An 18,211-nucleotide genomic window follows, 5' to 3' on the forward strand; every position below is an offset into this window, starting at 1 on the left:
CAGGACAAGTACATTAATTCAACAGAGCAGGACGGGGAAGTTTACGCATTCCTCCCCTGAGCTAAAGACTCAGGGGTTTCATGCTGAGGGTTTATGAAATTGATCTATTTCCAGTGCGTTATACAAATGCATTATACAAATGCATTATACAAATGCGTTATAGATCCTCATTATTCGTGAAGAGGCTCTCAAACGAGCCTCTCAACCTATTCTTCTTCTAAAGTCTCACCTTGCTTTCCCTCTTTCACGTTCGATAATCCTCTGTATTAGGGGAGGTGGTTGCAGGTGAAGCGAACAGAGGTTCACCCTCTTTTTATTAAATGCTTGAAAACCTGCACTGAGTTCAAAAAAATTCTTTTACGGGTTAGGGCAGATCTTTTCAAAGACGTTTTTCTTCTGGAAAGCTTCGCAGTAGTTCCCATAAGCAGTAAAACTGCGCCTGTATATACTGCAGCAATTCCTCCGTTAACAAGGAAATTGAAGTCTTTGAGTACAAAAGTAACCCCTACTATAATAACAAACAAAAACGCCATGTATGATACAAAGCTGATTCCTATTGCAAGCCTCCAGTTTTTCACATCAAAAAAGCCAGGGACCCTTGAAAGATTATTATTCAGGGTATCGTTTTTAGAGTAAGTTGAATGGCTGAGGATGCGTGCGACCCGGTCTCCGGTTTCGGGATGTGTATCAAACATAGATATGAAAATAGATAGGTATCCTCTCACCTGCTGTGTGTGGGTGCTGAACAGGTGAAAATGCCCCGGATTAATCCTGCTGGATACTGGCTGAAGGGGGATATAGTTTTCAAGAAACTCGAGGGTTTTTGCCAGGACCTGGGGGTTTCCTGTAAGTTTGACTGCTGCTTCATCGGCTTCAAATTCTCTTTTCACCGGGTTTCTAAGGTGTATGAGCAGTGCCGCAGGCGGTACGGCAACAGAAGTTGCCATATATCTGAAAAATCTGGGTGCAGGGTCTTCTGGCTGTCCGAAACCTGAGAGCATGGAGCACCACATCGCAAAATTCGGAAAAGACATTATTGTGCCTGCGAGAAATGCTGTAAACGTATTCTTGCCCACGTCCCTATTTTTTACGTGTCCGATCTCATGCGCCATTAAGGCTTCAAGTTCCAGCTCCCCAAACATCTCAAGCATGGACGTTGAAATATTAATCGAGGATTTGCCTGCGTGCCCTACGGTAAACATTGAAGGGATTCCGGACTCAAAGAGGTATATCTCGGGGGGTTGAACTCCTGCCCTGGTAGAAAGATCCTCAAGGATTGAGTACAGCAGGGGTTTCTCGCTCCTCTGGACCTTCTGTGCTCCGTACCATTTGAGAATCCATTTGCTGCTTGAAAAATATATATAAGCATACAGGAGAAAACCTAAAATTGCAATTATTGCAACAAACAAAATAACTTCTATTGTAAGCTTGCCTGATAAAACTGAAGAAAAATCAAAAAATTCAGGCATTTCAAATCCAGCCATTTACATGTCCCCCAGGTTTTTTTGTTTTATTACTGTTGATAGTATTCCTACCACAAAAGTATTGGTATGAGAATAATGACTATAAATCCTGTGGTATCTGTTTAATTAAAAATATATTCATAGGCAGTACGTCTCAAAAAAGTAAAATAGTGAAAAGGCATTATCCAGCTTTCTGTATAAATACTCATACATTTTTGTTTTTGACGATTATTATTTAATAATACCATATAAAAGTACGGACTTAAAGTAAATGCATCGTATTCTTACCCATTAATCCTAAAGTCCCTGAAAAGGTGTTATCAATATAAGGAAAATATTATATCTCTTGTCGAATTACTTCCTAGTGGAATGCCACACTTAAAAAAATGTGTTTTTGTAGATGATCTGCTTGCAGTTACTCTTCTTTCATGCCTGGGGGCTGTCTTTGTACTTGTTCCTCCCTTCAATGAAACTTTTCTCAGGATTCCTATAGCTCTATCGCTCTTTTTTTTCGTTCCTGGCTATGCTTTTATATCTGCACTTTTCCCCGGAAATAAAGAGATCAGCGGAATAGAACGTTTCACCTTAAGTGTTGGCTTCAGTCTTATACTCACAGTTTTTGACGGCTTTTTAATAAGCCTGCTTCCCTGGGGTTATCGCCCGGCCCCGATAGTTGTATCCATTCTTGGGATCACGACTTTCTTCAGCATTCTTGCAATTTTTACAAGAAAATTACGGGACGAGAGCGAGCAGTTTTCCTTTTCTCTTAAAGAATTCATAAGGTCAATTCAGTCGGATGAGCTTGATGAAACTCCTGATGAATCTGAAGAAATCTCTGCTGCGACTGAAAACAGGCGGTTTCACAGGTCAAGGAGCAAAGTTAAAGCAAAGGGTTTAAAGTACCAGCCCGGCACAGAAACTAAAACCGAAGCCAGAAAAAAGCCTTTGCCTCCGGAAATTGAAAAAGCTCTCGTAATTGCCCTTATAGGTTCAATAATTATCTCAAGTGCAATGCTTGCATACGCCAAGATGACCCGGGAAAAGGAGACTTTTACAATGCTGTATCTCCTGGGTCCCGATGGAAAAGCCGAAGGCTATCCGAATGAGAGCCTGATCAACGTCCCGATCACGGTCACAGTCGGAATTGAAAACCATGAGCTTCAAAGTGTAAACTATATCCTCCAGATGAAAATCGATGGAGAGGTTATCGAAGAACTGAATGTTCCTATAAAAGATGAGGAAAGCTGGCAGAAGAATCTGACATACACCCGCCATAAATTGAAAAGCGGCAGGTCTAAACTTGAATTTGCACTTTATAAAAATGAAGTAAATTATTTCTCTTACAGGTCTGTCCATCTCTACATAGAAAATAATAACACGTTCTCCCACCTGAACGACGAGAAGTACACTGATGCTTCTGCGCTTCCGAAGATTAAAAACGGAGAGATGGAATTCTCAACAGGCTGGAACTTTACTTCAAACACTGAAAATATAAAAGGCTCATATATAAATGGTTCCGGGGTGGATTCTTCTTCTGCTTACAGGATAGGAAATTCCTATGAAGGAAATACGTCCGACTTTTCAGTAGAATTCGGAGAGATTTATCAAAATATAGAATGCAAAGAAGACACTATGGCTGTACTCTCAGCATATGTAAACGACAGTTTCAATTCAAACTCTCAGGGAGCAGATGCCCAGCTAAAATATGTAACCTTTAACGGAGAAACGATCTGGTCAGATGGAATCAGTGAAGATGAAGGGTGGCAGCACCTTGAAGTCCCCATAGCTCTGCAGGCAGGCAAGAATAACCTCACACTTGGTTTGAATCAGTTGCCGGGGGAAATCGTGCCGGTTGAAGTTTTGTGGGATAGTATTTCACTGAAGCCTCTTGCAGACCTGTCTTCATATGTTTCGGAATCCAATACTGTCGAAACAGTGCCCCCAACCTCAAGTGTGCTGGAACTCCCTGCGTACACAGACAACAAAACCTTTACCGTTTCCTGGAATGGAACGGATGAGGGTTCGGGAATTGCTTACTACTCCATAGATTCCAGCACAGACGGAGTTAACTGGGAAACCTGGATCCCAAAGACTACGGATAACTCTTCCACCTTTACCGGAGAGCATAACCAGACTTACTATTTCCGTTCAAAAGCTGTTGATAATGCAGGCAACGAAGAACCTGAACATCCGGTCCCGGATACCCAGACTGAAATATATACCGGCGTTCCTAAGGTCACACTGGATATATCTCCCAACCCCTGCAAAACTGCTACAACATTTACTGTAACATATCCCGTAACTCTCCAGTCAGTGGTATGTCTGGTTACCCGGGACGGTTTTGAGACTGAATCCAATGAATTGACGTCCTCGGACGGGATTAACTGGATAGGCAATTACATTGTAAGGAACGGGGACCACTTCTATGTGGAAGCTGTCTGTACGGATATCTTTGGAAATACAGTGTCTACTTTCGATGAGATTCTGGTTGATAGCTCAATTCCGGACTTTGAAATCGAGATAAAACCGAAAATTATCGATACTGGAGATCTGGAAATAAAAGTCACACCCTCAACCACGTTAAAATCGAAGCCTTCAGTATCAGTCTCAGCCAATGAGAAAGTCAGTGTCACCTACCTGTCATATTCAGATGGTGCCTACTTCTATGAAGCGAGAATAAAATCGGAAATAAACGAAGGAGATCACAAAGTCTCAGTAACGGGCTATGACCTGGAATCTGAAAAAGTAGAAGGCAACACCACATTTGTAGTTGACCATTCCGGTTGAGCTGGACAATTACCGGTCCGGCCAACTGGAACTATTCTGAGATAGGAATAGAACATAGAAATAGAACAGCGAAATAGAACAGCGAAATAGAACAGCGAAATAGAACAGCGAAATAGAACAGCGAAATAGAACAGCGGAATTTATTACATAAGGAAATTTTCGATGAATTTTTAATTTAAAATCTTTTTGAACTACTTTTACCTTTTATTTTCCCACCTGATATTTATTCTGTGAACTTTTTAAGTATTGAAATTTATAATATTAGTTTTTAAAAATATCCGGCTAAACTCAATTATTATTTCATTATAGGTATCCCCTCACTTTTAAAATATTAATCTGACATTTATTTCAACTTTGACAAATTTAAAGAGACTAAAGTGATACTAAATACATACGTTTTTGACAAAAAGTGAATGATTCAAGTTCCTAATAAAGTGAAGAATTGAAAAAAACTCCAGAATTGAGAAGCCAGTATATAAATAGTATATAAGCATTTTTTTGTAAATGGTACAGGTCTGACCTGTGGCATTCAAAATTCGCCATATGTTTTTATATATAATTGTTTATATTTATTAATCGAGCATCGTGGTCTTATTTTATATATTTAGTCTGCGCATCCTTATATATTTCAGGTCAATATAATAGTTGACAGTATAAAATGATTAATTTAAAAATTAGCTGGGACCTATTACTGGTTCGTATTCTTTTTCGGATTACCCCTTGCCCCTCTATGTTTGCCCCCCGTGCTCGCCCATGTAAGGGCAATCCAGAGTACATAATGTAAGGAATGAGAAATTGAACACGACCGTCTTAGTGTTATGAGATAAATAGTAACTTTTTATGGAGTCTCAGGATTAAGCATTTTATATGTCCAGTTAAAACAACTTTCCGAAAAATAGTGGAGTAGATAAATCTGGAAAGTAGGGGTAGATTATGAAAAAAATGTTATTGCTATTAGTGAGTGGTTTATTGATAGTTTGTATGGCAGGATCGGCGGTGGCAGGTTCTATTACAGTAGTTAATCCCTTGGATTTAACTATAAGTCCTGGAAGCACTTCTTTTATACATTCTGATTTAACTGTAACCGCAACAAATGATGCCGATTACACATTAGAACTGAAAACAACTGATGGACTTGTAGCATATATAGGAGATGAAGATTCAGATCTTAAAGTGGGTGATGCTACTAATAATCTGGCAACTTCTACGTCAATGCTAAGTACAACATTTCATTCAGCATCAAACGCTCAAACTCATTCAGGAAAAGTGTATGTCAAACTGGCTAACCCGGATGACGAGACTTTTAAGGGCGGAGAAGTACATATAACAGTTTACAGAGGAACAGATAAAGTTGAGACATCGATAGAAGTATCTTCAGCATCTATTGGTGTAAACGTTCCAGAATTTCCCACCGTCGCCCTCCCTATAGCAGCTGTAATTGGACTCGTTTTCATATTTGGACGTAAGAAAGAAGGGCTTTGATTTATCAATCCCCTTTTTTATAAATTTTTTCATTCCTGCGAACTTTATAAGTATTGAAATCTATAAACTCAGTTTTTAATAAACATCTGATCAAACTGAGTTATAATTTTATTTTATATATTCACTAGCTTTTGAAATATTACCAGGCTATTTATTTTTAGCCCCAATAAATGTGGGAAAATTACAGTAATACTGGAAATCCACTTTTCGGAATAAAATGAATACTTCCAGTTATGAAAACGTGGGAAATTAGCGAAAAAATCCCGAATTGAAGGGTTCGTATATAAATCGTGTAACTGTTGTTTTGTAAAAGGTTTAAGCCTGAAGCTTTCAGACTCTCGTAATCTGTGTGTAATATATATTTCATATTTATAGATATATTTTAGATAAATATGAATAAATCTTGTTTTATATATTAATCTTGAACATCCTTATATATTTCGTGATCGATATATAGGGTGACATTATAAAATGCTTAATTTCAAAACTGGCTGTTAATCCATTAGCTGGTTGGTATATTTCCCTGAATATTCCCCGTTCCCCCCAATCTACGTCCCTGAGTCCCTGTGTACGATAAACCCGGATGTATACAACATGGGAAATAAGACATAAAATGTGAGATTCGACTATTCCGGGAAAATATTAACTTTTTTAATGGATTCCCCAAGATTAAACATTTATAATAAGTCTAAAAATCACTTTCCGAAAAATAGTGGTGTAAAAAATCTGGAAAGTAGGGGTAGATTATGAAGAAAATATTGTTATTAATAGTGAGCGGTTTATTGATCGCTTGTATGGCCGGATCGGCAATGGCAAATCCGGCTGGAATGGAAGTTAGGTTAAACGGAAATTTAATAGGGCCTGGTACTTCGATAACTGTAACACCAGGAAATGAGTACACTTTAGATGTAAAAACGTTCTTGATAGATTACGGATTTACATCTAACCAGGACATGCCAAGACAAATTACAGTCAGTTCAACTAGTTTTGGTTCTGGCACGGTTGAAGCAAAACTACTGGCTCCAAGCGGAAGTTGGACAGCTTATGGTACAAGTGTTACTGATACCTACACAGCAAAATACCCAACAGGTGACTATACCTATCAAGTTAAGTTCATAGCAAATTCAAAAGGCCATATTGATATAAGGGATGCAGGTTCAAACGATAATTCTGCTACTTATACGATCGACGTGGCTCAAGAAGGATACGGCTTAAATATACCAGAATTCCCAACCGTTGCTCTCCCTATAGCAGCCATACTGGGACTAGTTTTCATATTCGGACGTAAGAAAGAAGAGCTGTGATTTCCTCCCAACCCTTCTTTTCTTTAACCTTTTTTAATTTTTTTACATGTTAAATGAATTTTTTGTCTTTTTTGAAAAACCTGCAAGTTTCCCCAGAACTCTCTCACTTCTTGATGATCAATATTCAGAAACTACGTTTCCTAACGTTATTTACTCATCTAATATCTAGCTATGTACAATCGTATGTTACGATTAAATAGTGGGTTGGAGTAAAATTCTGGAAATATATTGATATGGTGGCATAATATTGTTACTTAAGATATGCGCTTGAGTAATAATATTCCCCTGCGAATTTAATTCCATATTTGGGAATAAAATACGTAGTTACTGCCTGTCAAAAAAAATATTATTGAAACTGGAAGCTAAACAAGTGGGTGATATTTAATGGAGTACGTAAGAAAAACCTGTCCGATTTGTGGGAGTAAGTTTGTAGTCCTGAAAAAGGTCGAAGAAAAGGCAATCTACTGTACGCTTGAGTGCCTTGCAGCATCTCAGGGGAAAATGAAAAGGGAGAGAGTTTCCCCTTTAATAACTGTATAAGATTATATTGTTTCATGGCAAACAGTAGAATTTATTTCCATTTATCTTTTTTAAATTTTTAATTAACATACTCTTTTTTTATTAATAAAGTTTTCTCTTTGAAGTTCTATAGATTCGGTTCTTGAATAAAGTTCAGTGTGTGTCAGGACAGCCACTTCCCAATAATTTTCAAAAAAGATAATCATTTTAGTTACAAAGTGATTTATACTATTAGTGTGTAAATTTTTTTACTTAGTTGTTGTTTAGTTTAAGGGGATAAATAATATGGTAAGTGTCGGTCAGGAACTATTGAACGTTCCCTTTGGGGACATGATTCGAGAAATGGCCCTTGCGATTGCAGAGGGGCAGATCGCTCTGGACATGAATTCTGTGCAGGTTGCCCAGACTCTTGCAGCAACCCAGCTTGATGCAGGAAGCGTTGTAATGTATATTGAAGAGACCACGGATGCTGACGGCAATGTGACTGCAAGCAATGTGGTTACTAATGACAAGCCCATGTCTCTTCTGACCTACGGGCTTGAACCTCGTTTCTACGAATTTACGGAATCGATTATCGAAGTGAAGATGACAATCACCATGATGAGGGAATCTTCAACAGAACTCACTTACGGCAGAGAATTCAAGTTAAACAACCAGTCAAAAGTCACCGGCAGCATGGAGTCCGGAGGGCTTGCAAAAATCCTCTTTGGAAAGAGCAAGGGGAGCTTTGAAAATACAACATCGGTTGCCTATACCTCCACGTTTAACGCAAAATATAGCTCAAGATTTTCCTTTAAGGAAGAAGGCACAAGCCTGCTCAGGACAACCCTCAGGCCTGTCCCTGCTCCGGAGAAGATGATTCCAAAGGTGACAGTCAAAGCTGCGGCACCAGCCAGCCCTAACTGAAGCCTTCAATAAAAGATTTTTTACTACAGGAAGGTTCTCTTAAAATTACGGGGGACCTGACTGTAGTCACGGCAGGTATGGCTTTAAAATACCCTTTTTGCAGGCTGGCTGTATTGCCGTGTTTTTCTATACCCTTTCCGGGATTTATTTCAAGGAGTTATTTCAAGGACTTATTTCAAGGACTTATTTCAAGGACTTATTTCAAGGAGTTATTATTGTGGTTAATAACGGGGAAGAAATCGGAGAAGTGCTTATTACCCCTCTTTCCAGGCTTCTGGGAGAAATCGGGCGTTCCGTTGCTGAGACTCAGCGGACTCTTGACCTGAATTCCATAAAGACCCAGATAAAGATTGATGAAGAAAAAGCCCTCAGCGAGTATGACATTCAGGCTGCATGGTATCATATCCCTGAGGTCGACCTTGAGCTCAAGATGTCGCTTACTGTGAAACTTGAAGAGGAACGGGACTCTAAAAACCGGGTCAGGGGCTACAGGCCTGTCCTCAACGCCTCTCCCCTTAATGCCTCGTACAACTCACTTTACAGTTACGACGTGCAGGGCTCAAGCTGCATCAAAGCAAAAATAGTGTCCATTCCTGCATATTCAAAGTTAAGGGAGGAATAATGCCCTTTTCAGGAAATGATCTTTCAGGAGGAAGGGAATGAAGAATATAAGCGAACTCAGGAGCAGCCTGGACGTCTTCAGGAAAGCAGGAAAAATAGATGCGGGCAGTTATTCCAGCATAATAACTAAACTGAAGGAGACGGAAACAGAATTTGAATCACTTCAAAAGGAAGCCCTTGTCTATAAAGAAAATTCAGACAGGCTGCTCAGGGAAAAACTCGTCCTTGACCAGGAAAAAAACAGCCTTGCAGCGCAGGTGAAAAAGCTCTCAAATGAGAAAGCAGAGCTTGAGTCCCGGATTTCCATTTTGCAGAAAAGCAGGCCTGTACTCTCTTCTTCAAATCTTGTTAGCTCTTTTGCATCCTCACTTGCAGAAATGGACAAAGGACTTAAGAAAGTTCAGTCCGGTCCAAAGTACCTTGTCAGCAATATGAATGTGACCTTAAAAACCAATATCGCTCTCGAAGGGGCAGAACTGAGGTTCCAGATGCCAAAAGCCGATGACATCATCAGCCCCGAAAACCTCAGCACAATAGAATTCTCCCTAAAGGCGGTTCCCGAAAAGCCGGGTATTGACTCTTATAAGGAGGTCCCGGAACTTGTGGGGCTCTCAAAAGAAGAAGCCGAAAGCAAACTGTTTGAATCAGGCTTTAAGGCAGGAGACGTCCTTGAAAAAGAAAGCAGCAGACCTCAGGGTACGGTCATAGCCCAGCTCCCCTCGGCAGGCTCCCTTGCAGAACCGGGGGCAACTGTAGACCTTACAGTTTCCAGGATTTATTCTGTAAAAGTCCCGGAACTTGTGGGGCTCGGGCTTGAAACCGCAAAAGCCCTTATTGAAAAATCGCGGCTCCGGCTTGAAGGGGTTAAAGAAAAGCCTTCGGACAAAAACCAGGGCAAAGTCCTTGCCCAGAGCCTCAATCCGGGTTCTGAAGTCGAAGTTAACTCTGCAATTGTCCTGACGATTTCTACTAAGATCTTCAAAGTCCCAGGCCTGCTCGGGCTTGAGCTTGAGAGTGCAAAACAGGTCATCGAAAAGTCCGGGCTCCAGTTGGGCAGGGTAAAGGAGCGGTTCTCAGACGGGAAACCAGGAGTTGTACTTACTCAGAGCCCAAACCCCGGGCTTGAAATAGAAGCAAACTCAAAAGTTGACCTTGTCGTTTCAGCAGGAGAAAAGGAAGTAGTGCTTGAAAAACCCTTGAGGACTTTCCCCGAAACTGTTGTAAAAGAAACAGTAAATAAAGCTCCGTTTGAAACTCCCTCAAAACTGCAATCCGAAACCACATACAAAGTATCCGGTACAACTTCTGCCAGTGCACCTGCCGAAGCTCAGGTAAAAATCTCTGCAGAAGCTCAGGTACAATCCCAGACAGAATCCTCAGTTAAATCTCCATCCCAGGTTGAAAATTCAGTAAAGCCTCTGAATGAGGAAGCTATTTTCAGGGGAACCACTTCAGGAGAAATCACTCTAAAACCTCCTGTCCCTCTGAAAAAAGAAACTGTAGAACCTCCGAAACCAGAACCTAAATTAGTTCCTGGCGTTATCGGGATGTCTCTTGAAAAGGCGGTCTCTGTACTCAGGGCTCAGATGATAAATGTTGGAAATATTTCGGAAGCCATTTCGAGAGCTGCTGCCGGCACAGTTATACGTCAGAATCCGGGTGCAGGTTCTACGGTTAACCCATCGGTCCCGATGAATCTTGTAGTCTCAAAACAGGCGCCTGGAACTCAAATGCACAGGAGCATTCTCTAAAGGCTCAAACTTTGATCGGCAGGTTTATCGATGCCAATTGAACCACATCTTATAAAGGTTGCAGAAAATGCTACTGCCTTTCAGGTTCAGGGAATTCTTAAAGTGGTTCTGGGAACCGGAGGGCGAATTGAAATGGTAACAGGAAAAACAATTATAGCCAGCCTTGACAGCAACTATGCCGAATTAGTAAAGAAAACACCGGGCGTGGCGCTGGCGGGTGGGATCAGCTTCAGGGGTCGGAAGATTCCTAAAATCATAAAAAAGGTTTCAGACGAAAAACAGGCAGAATCCTGAGATTTTTTCAGGCTATATAGCGCGATCTGGAATTCATGACCAGGAATTTTCAAGATGTAACCGGATCTTCAAATTTGTCCTGGATTTTCAAAATGTTTCTACCTCCTTAAAGCTCTTCCCGAAAACCTGTAAACAGGACATGTTGTTGAATAGAGGTAGTTTCCCCGAGTGTGTTGCCACCAATGTATTATATAGGAGATATAGAATCTGCCCAATCTCAAAAAGGTGAACCATGGAAAACAAGGACAGACTGTAATTTTGTAGCTTAGTCCTCTTGAGCGAGTGAAGCTCACTGCTAAAACCCATAGATTAGCCCTCTTGAGCGCAGCGAAAAGGGCAGCGTACTGTAGCACTTGCAGTGCAACTCCCAGAAAATCTCCGATTTCCTGAGATCCCGATGCGAAACTCGGGCAAGGCGCAATTCGAGAAGGAAAACTCGGGATACAATCTTTGACAGGCCTAAACATTAGAAATTATTATATTTTTTCTCCCCTGTCATTGATTCTTCTTTTTTATAATTCCTCGTCCCCTGCAAAGGCTTTATATATGAGATGTGCTATTTAAAGGCAAAGTACATCAGAGATGTGAGGTTTCAGGCATTATGGTGCTTGGAACTGTTTAATCAGATCAATGTGATGCTTTATGCTAACTCCCGGAAATCTCCGGAAGTAAGGGCCTTCTACCGTTTTTACGGTTGAATTTCCTGCATAAAATATAAACCAGTGAGAAAAGTCGGATCAACATTAGTGTCAAAGGGCCAATGCTTTGAAACGCCCGCTTTTGGCGTCGCGAAGACGTCTAAAATCGCACGGAACTGTTCAGGTTTTCGATGAGTCGCGGTTGCAGTTGCTGAATACTGAAGTTTCAAATCAGGTTACTGAGTAAATCAGATTACTGAGTTACAGATCAGGTTACTGAATACTGAAGTTTCAAAATCAGATTGCTATATGTTTCAAATCAGGGCCGAGTGCCTGGATTTGGGTCTGCCAGGATCGTAAGGTCGGTTCTTAAATCAGATATTTCCTGCTGAGGCAGGAACAAAAGGGAACCGAATATCTGCAGATGCCTGAAGGAATGTAGGGTACCAGGAGCACAGAGCTCCGGTCTGCTCGAGGCTTTCCGCCGGCAGGTCTGAACGACATCCCTCCCCCACCTGGTAGCGTTCGGGGAATCCAGTGCACTTCTCTTTTGTCACTTGTGTTGTTTCGACCGGAGGGGCTGGTATTTCAATTGAAGTTTACGGAGTAGAAATATGGCAAGCATACACCGACCAAAACGAGGTTCCCTTGCATTCAGTCCGCGCAAGAGGGCTAAGAGCCACATTCCAAGGTTCAGAGCCTGGCCGGAAGCCACGGGCGAACCAAAGCTGCAGAGTTTTGCAGGTTATAAGGTGGGTATGACCCACGTGATCATGGTTGATGATATAAAGAACAGCCTTACCCAGGGTATGGAAATCTCCGTACCGGTGACTGTACTCGAAACTCCTGCAATCAGGGTCGCAGCTATCCGGGCTTACACAGAAGACAGCACCGGGGAAAAGGCAATTGCCGAAGTATGGGCAACAGACCTTGATCCAGAACTCAAACGCAGAATCCCCATTCCGGCAGCAGAGAACCAGGCTGAAGCCCTTGAGACTATCGGGAAACTGATCGAAGAAGGCAGAGTAAGCGACATCAAATCAGTCACCTACACCCTTCCAAAGAGCCTTACCGGTGTCCCCAAAAAGGTTCCTGACATCATGGAAACCGGGATCAATGCAAGAGACCTCAACACCAAATTCGAATACGCAAAGTCAATCCTCGGTACCCTTGTAAGCTTTACCGACGTTTTCAAGAACGGAACACTTGTTGACACCGCAGCAATTACCATAGGTAAAGGTACTCAGGGCCCTGTAAAGCGCTGGGGCATTCAGCTGCAGAAGGGAAAGCACTCCCGTCAGGGAAGCCTCAGGCAGGTCGGTACCCTTGGTCCCTTCCACCCGGCTCGCGTTTCCTGGAGAGTTCCCCAGATGGGTCAGACTGGATACCACCAGAGGACTGAGTTTAACAAGCGCATCCTCAAGATCGGAGCCGACGGAACAGAAGTCACTCCTGAAGGCGGGTTCATTAACTATGGCCTTATCCGCGGAGACTATGTGCTGATTAAAGGCAGTGTTCCAGGACCTTCCAAGAGGCTTATAAGGCTCAGAGACCCGATCAGGGCAAAGAAAGCCGACCTTGGCGAACCCAACATCCTGTACATAAGCAGGGAATCCAAGCAGGGGTAATCTAAGATGGCTACAGCAAAAACCATAGACCTTACAGGAAAGGTAATCGGGGAAATCGAACTTCCATCAGTGTTTGATGCAGACTACCGCCCTGACCTGATTAAAAAGGCAGTACTCGCAGCACAGGCAAACAGGCTTCAGCCCTATGGTCCCCGCCTCTACGCAGGCATGGAGACATCTGCAAGAGGCTGGGGCTCCGGAAGGGGTGTATCCCAGATTCCCAGGCTCGTAAACAGCAGCAGGGCTGCAAGAGTCCCGCACGCAAAGGGCGGAAGAAGAGCTCACCCACCAAAACCGGAAACTGACAGGAGCGAGAAGGTTAACACAAAAGAGCGCCGCTATGCAATCCGCTCTGCAATCGCAGCAACCATTGATCCTACCCTTGTAAGCCTGAGGGGTCACATCTTTGAAGCTGAACTCCCGATTGTTGCGGAAAATGCTCTTGAAAACCTCGAAAGGACAAAGCAGGTAATAGAATTCCTTGAAGCTGCTGGTCTGTATGAGGATGTCCTCAGGGCAAAATACGGAAGGCATATCAGAGCCGGCCGTGGAAAACTCAGAGGCAGGAAATACAAGCATAAAAAGAGCGTCCTGATTGTCGCAGGAGAAAACTCTCCTATCCAGAAAGCTGCAAGAAACCTTTCCGGAGTAGACGTCGTAACGGTAGACTCACTGAATACTGAAGTACTCGCACCGGGTACACACGCAGGTCGCCTTACTGTCTGGACAGAATCTGCAATTGGAAAACTGGAGGGCGCATTCCAATGAGTTCCATCAATTATCCTTTTGTTACTGAAAAAGCGATGATGCTGCTTGATGAAAACAAGCTTCAGTTTATCGTTGATACCAGATCAAACAAAAAGCAGATCGTGGAAGATGTTGAGAAGCTGTACGGATTCAAAGTAAAATCCGTGCGGACCATGACCACAATGAAGGGTACAAAGAAAGCCATCCTTGCATTTGAAGAGCCTGAATCGGCACATGAGATTGCAACCCGGATAGGACTTATGTGAGGTGTGATCCATGGGTAAAAGAATCATATCACAGAATAGGGGTAGAGGTACTCCGACCTACAGAGCTCCTTCTCACAAGTATAAGGCAGACCTGAGGCACCCGCGTGTGGATGAAAACACCTCCATTATGGGAGAAATCATAAACATCGAGCACGACCCTGCCCGTTCAGCCCCTATTGCAAAAGTTGCCTTTGAAAACGGAGAGGAACTTTTCCTTCTTGCTTCCGAAGGCATTGCAGTAGGGAACATCATCGAGTGCGGAGACGATGCCGAGGTTAAGCCAGGGAACATTGTACCTATCGGAAATGTGCCTGAAGGTTTCTTCATCTGCAACATCGAATCAAAGCCAAACGACGGCGGCAAATTTGTCCGTTCCTCCGGAGTATATGCAACCGTTGTGACTCACGAACCAACCAGGACTGCGGTGGCTATGCCCTCCGGTAACATAAAGTGGCTTAACCCCAAATGCAGGGCAGTAGTCGGAATTGTTGCCGGCGGTGGCAGAGTGGACAGGCCCTGGCTCAAAGCCGGGAAAAAGTACCACAAGATGAAAACCAGGGCTGCAAAGTACCCAAGGGTTTCAGGTGTTGCTATGAACCCACGTGACCACCCGTTCGGTGGAGGTGCCTGGAAGCACCCTGGAAAGCCCACAACTGTTAGCAGAAACGCCCCACCAGGAAGAAAGGTAGGACTGATTGCAGCAAGAAGGACCGGAATGAAGCGCTGATGAGGGGTATTCGTTATGGTAAAAAAATCATCATCAAGGTTACCGAAGAGAAAGGGTGAATTCACCTATCGCGGGAAAACCGTCTCAGAACTTCAGGAACTGAGTCTTGAAGAGTTTGCAGAACTTCTGCCTTCCAGAGAACGCAGGAGCATCAAACGCGGGTTCACAGACGGGCAGAAAAAAGTCCTGCACGATTTCAAGGAAGGAAAGAACGTCAGAACCCATCACAGGGACATGATCATCCTTCCAGAAATGATTGGAACAGCTATCGAAATCCACAACGGGAAACAGTTTGTAGGTGTGGAACTTCAGCCTGAAATGATCGGGCACCGCTTCGGAGAATTCGCACCCACAAGACCAAAAGTTAACCACGGCAGTGCCGGTGTGGGAGCAACCCGTTCAAGCAAGTTCGTACCGCTGAAATGAGGTGAAGGGAATGGCAAGAATAAACTATTCAATCAATGGAGACCCTGAAACTACCTCTAAATCAATGGGTTCTGAACTTCATATTTCCCCGAAGAAGTCCCGTGAGGTTTGTAGCAAGATTAAGGGCATGAAAGCCGCTGAAGCAAGGAAGTTCCTTGAGGACGTAATTGCCCTGAAGCAAGCAGTACCCTTCAAGAGACACTCCGAAGGGGCCGGCCACAGGAAAGGTCCCATGGCTGGAGGGAGATACCCTATCAGCGCTTCAAAAGAGATCTTAAAGGTTCTCAAAAATGCGGAGAGCAACGCCGAGTACAAGGGCCTTGAACCTGCAAACATGTACATCGTCCATGCTGCTATTCAGCGCGGAAGAGTAATTCATGGGTTCATGCCGAGGGCAAGAGGAAGAGCAACGCCCAAAGACACGGAAACTGTAAACATCGAGATGATCCTCTCCGAGGTGCGCTAAATGGCAATAGAGAGAAAGTTCGTAAATGACGGGTATGTTAAAGCCTCCATGGACGAGTATTTTGCAGAACAGCTGAACAGGGCTGGATACGGCGGCATGGAGCTAAACAGGACCCCCATGGGCACCCAGATTGTTATTTACTCCGAAAAGCCGGGAATGGTAATCGGGAAAGCCGGGAAGGTCATCAGAAAACTTACCCGTGACGTTGCAACCAAATACAACCTCGAAAACCCGCAGATTGACGCTCAGGAAGTCAAGAGACCTGAACTTAATGCCCAGATGATGGCATCCAGGCTTGCATCTTCCATTGAGAGAGGCTGGTACTTCAGGAAAGCTGGACACAACACCCTCAGAGCAGTCATGAGCGCAGGTGCCCTTGGCTGTGAAGTCGTAATCTCCGGAAAGCTTACCGGAGCAAGGTCAAGAGTCGAGAAATTCGTTAACGGGCACGTAAAGCATTCCGGACACCCTGTACAAGAGGTAGTAGACGAAGGGTTTGCAGTAGCAGTTAAAAAGCTCGGAACCCTTGGCTGCAAAGTCAGGATCATTCAACCTGACATTGTCCTGCCTGACTCCTTCAGGGTTAGGGAAGCAAGCGAGATAATCGCCGAGCCCTCCGCTGAAAAGCCTGTAGAGAAACCGGTTGAGAAACCCGCTGAAGCCCCTAAAAAGGAAAGTGCGGCAAAACCTAAAGCTCCTGCAGCAGCACCCGAGAAAGCAATAGAGGTAGTCGAAGTCGCAGAACCTGAAGAAGCTGAGGAAGAAACCCAGCCTGAGGTCTCCGAAGACTTTGAAGAAGCTGAACTTATCTATGTTGAAGGCTCAGAAGAAGTCCGAAGACAGGTCAATGGGGTCTGGCAGCACAAGCATGAAAGCTATGACTACTGGCATCCCATGGCAAGGGTCCACAAGGAGGCTAAGGAATAATGGCAATCCTCAGGACCAACGAAATCCGGACCATGACAATAGAAGAACGGGCTGACGAACTCGAAACCCTGAGCAACGAACTGATCCGGGAAAGAGCTCTTACCTCTGCGGGCGGGGCTCCTGACAATCCGGGAAGAATCGGAGAGATCAGGAGAACGATTGCCCGTATAAAGACAATTCAGCACGAGCTAAATGATATCTAAAGTGGAAATCCTGCCTTCGACCCTTATCTATCACGAATTGATAGGGCTCGATATTAAGGTGATTTACTCCACTAATCCATCATTGACAGGAATCCGGGGCAGAGTCATCAACGAGACAAAAAACATGCTTGTTGTAGAAAACTCTCAGTCCCGGGAACTGAAGATTCCCAAGGCGGATTCGGAATTTATCTTCCGGATCCCTGCCGAGCTCTCAGAAAAAGGCCGCAGATCCGATACATTCGTAAAAATTCAGGGAAACCTGCTGCTCTCACAGCCCGAAAATCGGATCAAGAACATCAAAAAGTTACGTAAATGGGGCTAAACTCATGGCAAGAGACATTGGATTGAATATACCGGCGCCATCAGAAGAATGTGATGACTTATACTGTCCCTTCCACGGAACACTTCCTGTAAGAGGTCAGATCCTTGTGGGTACCGTGGTCAGCAGCAAGATGGACAATACGGTAGTCATTGAAAGGCAATACATGAAAATGGTGCCGAAATACCAGAGATACGAGAAGAGACGCTCGAAGGTTCACGCACACAACCCGCCTTGCATTTCCGCAAAAGTTGGCGATATCGTCACGATCGCAGAATGCAGGCGTATCAGCAAGACCAAGTCCTATGTGGTAGTCAAAGCAGAGGTGCCTAAATGAAAGGCATACGCTCAAGCATCCCAAGGGCTCTGAACGCAGGCGCCAAGATTCCGTGTGTGGACAACACCGGAGCCAAGGTCGTTGAGATTATCTCTGTCAAGAAGTACAGAGGAGTCAAAAACAGAATGCCCTGCGCAGGAATTGGAGACATGTGCGTCGTCTCTGTAAAGAAAGGCACACCCGAGATGAGGAAACAGGTTCTCCTCGCAGTGGTGGTTCGCCAGAAGCAGGAATTCCGCCGTCCTGACGGGCTACATGTGTCCTTTGAGGACAACGCCATGGTAATCACGGACGAAGACGGAATTCCCAAAGGCACAGACATAAAAGGTCCAGTGGCAAGGGAAGTAGCTGAGAGGTTCCCCAAGATCGGAACTACAGCATCCATTATTGTCTGAGGTGA

21 protein-coding genes are annotated in these 18,211 nt (G+C 43.7%); 19 read left to right on the forward strand and 2 right to left on the reverse strand.

What is annotated here, in order from left to right:
- Nucleotides 1-302: 302 nt before the first annotated feature.
- Nucleotides 303-1,484 carry a M48 family metalloprotease gene (locus EO98_RS04695; protein ID WP_235283492.1) on the reverse strand — a complete coding sequence of 394 codons (1,182 nt, stop codon included), beginning with the start codon at nt 1,482-1,484 and terminating at the stop codon, nt 303-305.
- A gap of 348 nt (nt 1,485-1,832) precedes the next feature.
- Here EO98_RS04695 and EO98_RS04700 point away from each other — a divergent pair, with 348 nt between their 5' ends.
- The 8 genes from EO98_RS04700 (at nt 1,833) to EO98_RS04730 (ending at nt 11,127) form a co-directional block, all read left to right on the forward strand.
- Nucleotides 1,833-4,250 (forward strand): DUF1616 domain-containing protein, encoded by a 2,418-nt coding sequence (locus EO98_RS04700; RefSeq protein WP_048138472.1) that lies wholly within the window; start codon nt 1,833-1,835, stop codon nt 4,248-4,250.
- Nucleotides 4,251-5,183: 933 nt separating this feature from the next.
- The gene (locus tag EO98_RS19080) at nt 5,184-5,732 is read left to right on the forward strand and encodes a PEF-CTERM sorting domain-containing protein (RefSeq protein WP_052734455.1); all 549 of its coding nucleotides are present in this window, start codon (nt 5,184-5,186) and stop codon (nt 5,730-5,732) included.
- A gap of 746 nt (nt 5,733-6,478) precedes the next feature.
- Nucleotides 6,479-7,036 carry a PEF-CTERM sorting domain-containing protein gene (locus tag EO98_RS19085; RefSeq protein ID WP_048138473.1) on the forward strand — a complete coding sequence of 186 codons (558 nt, stop codon included), beginning with the start codon at nt 6,479-6,481 and terminating at the stop codon, nt 7,034-7,036.
- Nucleotides 7,037-7,420: 384 nt separating this feature from the next.
- Complete coding sequence (locus tag EO98_RS18835; protein ID WP_200895224.1) at nt 7,421-7,576, forward strand: hypothetical protein; 156 nt, start codon at nt 7,421-7,423, stop codon at nt 7,574-7,576.
- Nucleotides 7,577-7,840: 264 nt separating this feature from the next.
- Entirely contained in the window at nt 7,841-8,461 is a 621-nt protein-coding gene (locus tag EO98_RS04715) for a hypothetical protein (protein ID WP_235283493.1), read from the forward strand.
- A 217-nt stretch (nt 8,462-8,678) separates the two neighbouring features.
- Nucleotides 8,679-9,083, forward strand: coding sequence for a hypothetical protein (locus tag EO98_RS04720; RefSeq protein WP_048138520.1), 405 nt, complete (start codon nt 8,679-8,681; stop codon nt 9,081-9,083).
- A 37-nt stretch (nt 9,084-9,120) separates the two neighbouring features.
- Entirely contained in the window at nt 9,121-10,833 is a 1,713-nt protein-coding gene (locus EO98_RS19090; protein ID WP_082098473.1) for a PASTA domain-containing protein, read from the forward strand.
- 30 nt (nt 10,834-10,863) lie between these two features.
- Entirely contained in the window at nt 10,864-11,127 is a 264-nt protein-coding gene (locus EO98_RS04730; RefSeq protein ID WP_048138475.1) for a hypothetical protein, read from the forward strand.
- A gap of 1,012 nt (nt 11,128-12,139) precedes the next feature.
- Here the strand turns inward: EO98_RS04730 and EO98_RS04740 are convergent.
- Nucleotides 12,140-12,322, reverse strand: coding sequence for a hypothetical protein (locus tag EO98_RS04740; RefSeq protein WP_048133875.1), 183 nt, complete (start codon nt 12,320-12,322; stop codon nt 12,140-12,142).
- A 57-nt stretch (nt 12,323-12,379) separates the two neighbouring features.
- Between EO98_RS04740 and rpl3p the strand changes: the two genes are divergently transcribed.
- The 11 genes from rpl3p to rpl14p are packed head-to-tail and all read left to right on the forward strand — an operon-like array spanning nt 12,380 to nt 18,206.
- Complete coding sequence (gene rpl3p / locus EO98_RS04745; RefSeq protein ID WP_048138477.1) at nt 12,380-13,393, forward strand: 50S ribosomal protein L3; 1,014 nt, start codon at nt 12,380-12,382, stop codon at nt 13,391-13,393.
- Nucleotides 13,394-13,399: 6 nt separating this feature from the next.
- The gene (gene rpl4p / locus EO98_RS04750; RefSeq protein ID WP_048133879.1) at nt 13,400-14,161 is read left to right on the forward strand and encodes a 50S ribosomal protein L4; all 762 of its coding nucleotides are present in this window, start codon (nt 13,400-13,402) and stop codon (nt 14,159-14,161) included.
- Nucleotides 14,158-14,406, forward strand: coding sequence for a 50S ribosomal protein L23 (locus EO98_RS04755; RefSeq protein ID WP_048133881.1), 249 nt, complete (start codon nt 14,158-14,160; stop codon nt 14,404-14,406). Before rpl4p ends, EO98_RS04755 begins: the two co-directional genes overlap by 4 nt.
- Before the next feature lie 10 nt (nt 14,407-14,416).
- Nucleotides 14,417-15,133, forward strand: a complete 717-nt coding sequence (locus EO98_RS04760; RefSeq protein ID WP_048133882.1) for a 50S ribosomal protein L2 — start codon at nt 14,417-14,419, stop codon at nt 15,131-15,133.
- Nucleotides 15,134-15,148: 15 nt separating this feature from the next.
- Entirely contained in the window at nt 15,149-15,559 is a 411-nt protein-coding gene (locus EO98_RS04765; RefSeq protein WP_048133884.1) for a 30S ribosomal protein S19, read from the forward strand.
- A 10-nt stretch (nt 15,560-15,569) separates the two neighbouring features.
- The gene (locus EO98_RS04770) at nt 15,570-16,025 is read left to right on the forward strand and encodes a 50S ribosomal protein L22 (RefSeq protein ID WP_048133886.1); all 456 of its coding nucleotides are present in this window, start codon (nt 15,570-15,572) and stop codon (nt 16,023-16,025) included.
- Entirely contained in the window at nt 16,026-16,952 is a 927-nt protein-coding gene (locus EO98_RS04775; protein WP_048138479.1) for a 30S ribosomal protein S3, read from the forward strand.
- The gene (rpmC, locus tag EO98_RS04780) at nt 16,952-17,155 is read left to right on the forward strand and encodes a 50S ribosomal protein L29 (RefSeq protein WP_048138481.1); all 204 of its coding nucleotides are present in this window, start codon (nt 16,952-16,954) and stop codon (nt 17,153-17,155) included. The genes EO98_RS04775 and rpmC overlap by 1 nt, the downstream gene beginning before the upstream one ends.
- Nucleotides 17,145-17,477 (forward strand): ribonuclease P protein component 1, encoded by a 333-nt coding sequence (rnp1, locus tag EO98_RS04785; RefSeq protein ID WP_048138483.1) that lies wholly within the window; start codon nt 17,145-17,147, stop codon nt 17,475-17,477. The genes rpmC and rnp1 overlap by 11 nt, the downstream gene beginning before the upstream one ends.
- A gap of 4 nt (nt 17,478-17,481) precedes the next feature.
- Nucleotides 17,482-17,811: a 30S ribosomal protein S17 gene (locus tag EO98_RS04790; protein ID WP_048138486.1), complete on the forward strand. Its 330-nt coding sequence runs from the start codon at nt 17,482-17,484 to the stop codon at nt 17,809-17,811.
- The gene (gene rpl14p, locus EO98_RS04795) at nt 17,808-18,206 is read left to right on the forward strand and encodes a 50S ribosomal protein L14 (protein WP_048133897.1); all 399 of its coding nucleotides are present in this window, start codon (nt 17,808-17,810) and stop codon (nt 18,204-18,206) included. The genes EO98_RS04790 and rpl14p overlap by 4 nt, the downstream gene beginning before the upstream one ends.
- Nucleotides 18,207-18,211 lie beyond the last annotated feature (5 nt).

Source organism: Methanosarcina sp. 2.H.T.1A.6 (assembly GCF_000979455.1).
Taxonomy (GTDB): Archaea; Halobacteriota; Methanosarcinia; order Methanosarcinales; family Methanosarcinaceae; genus Methanosarcina.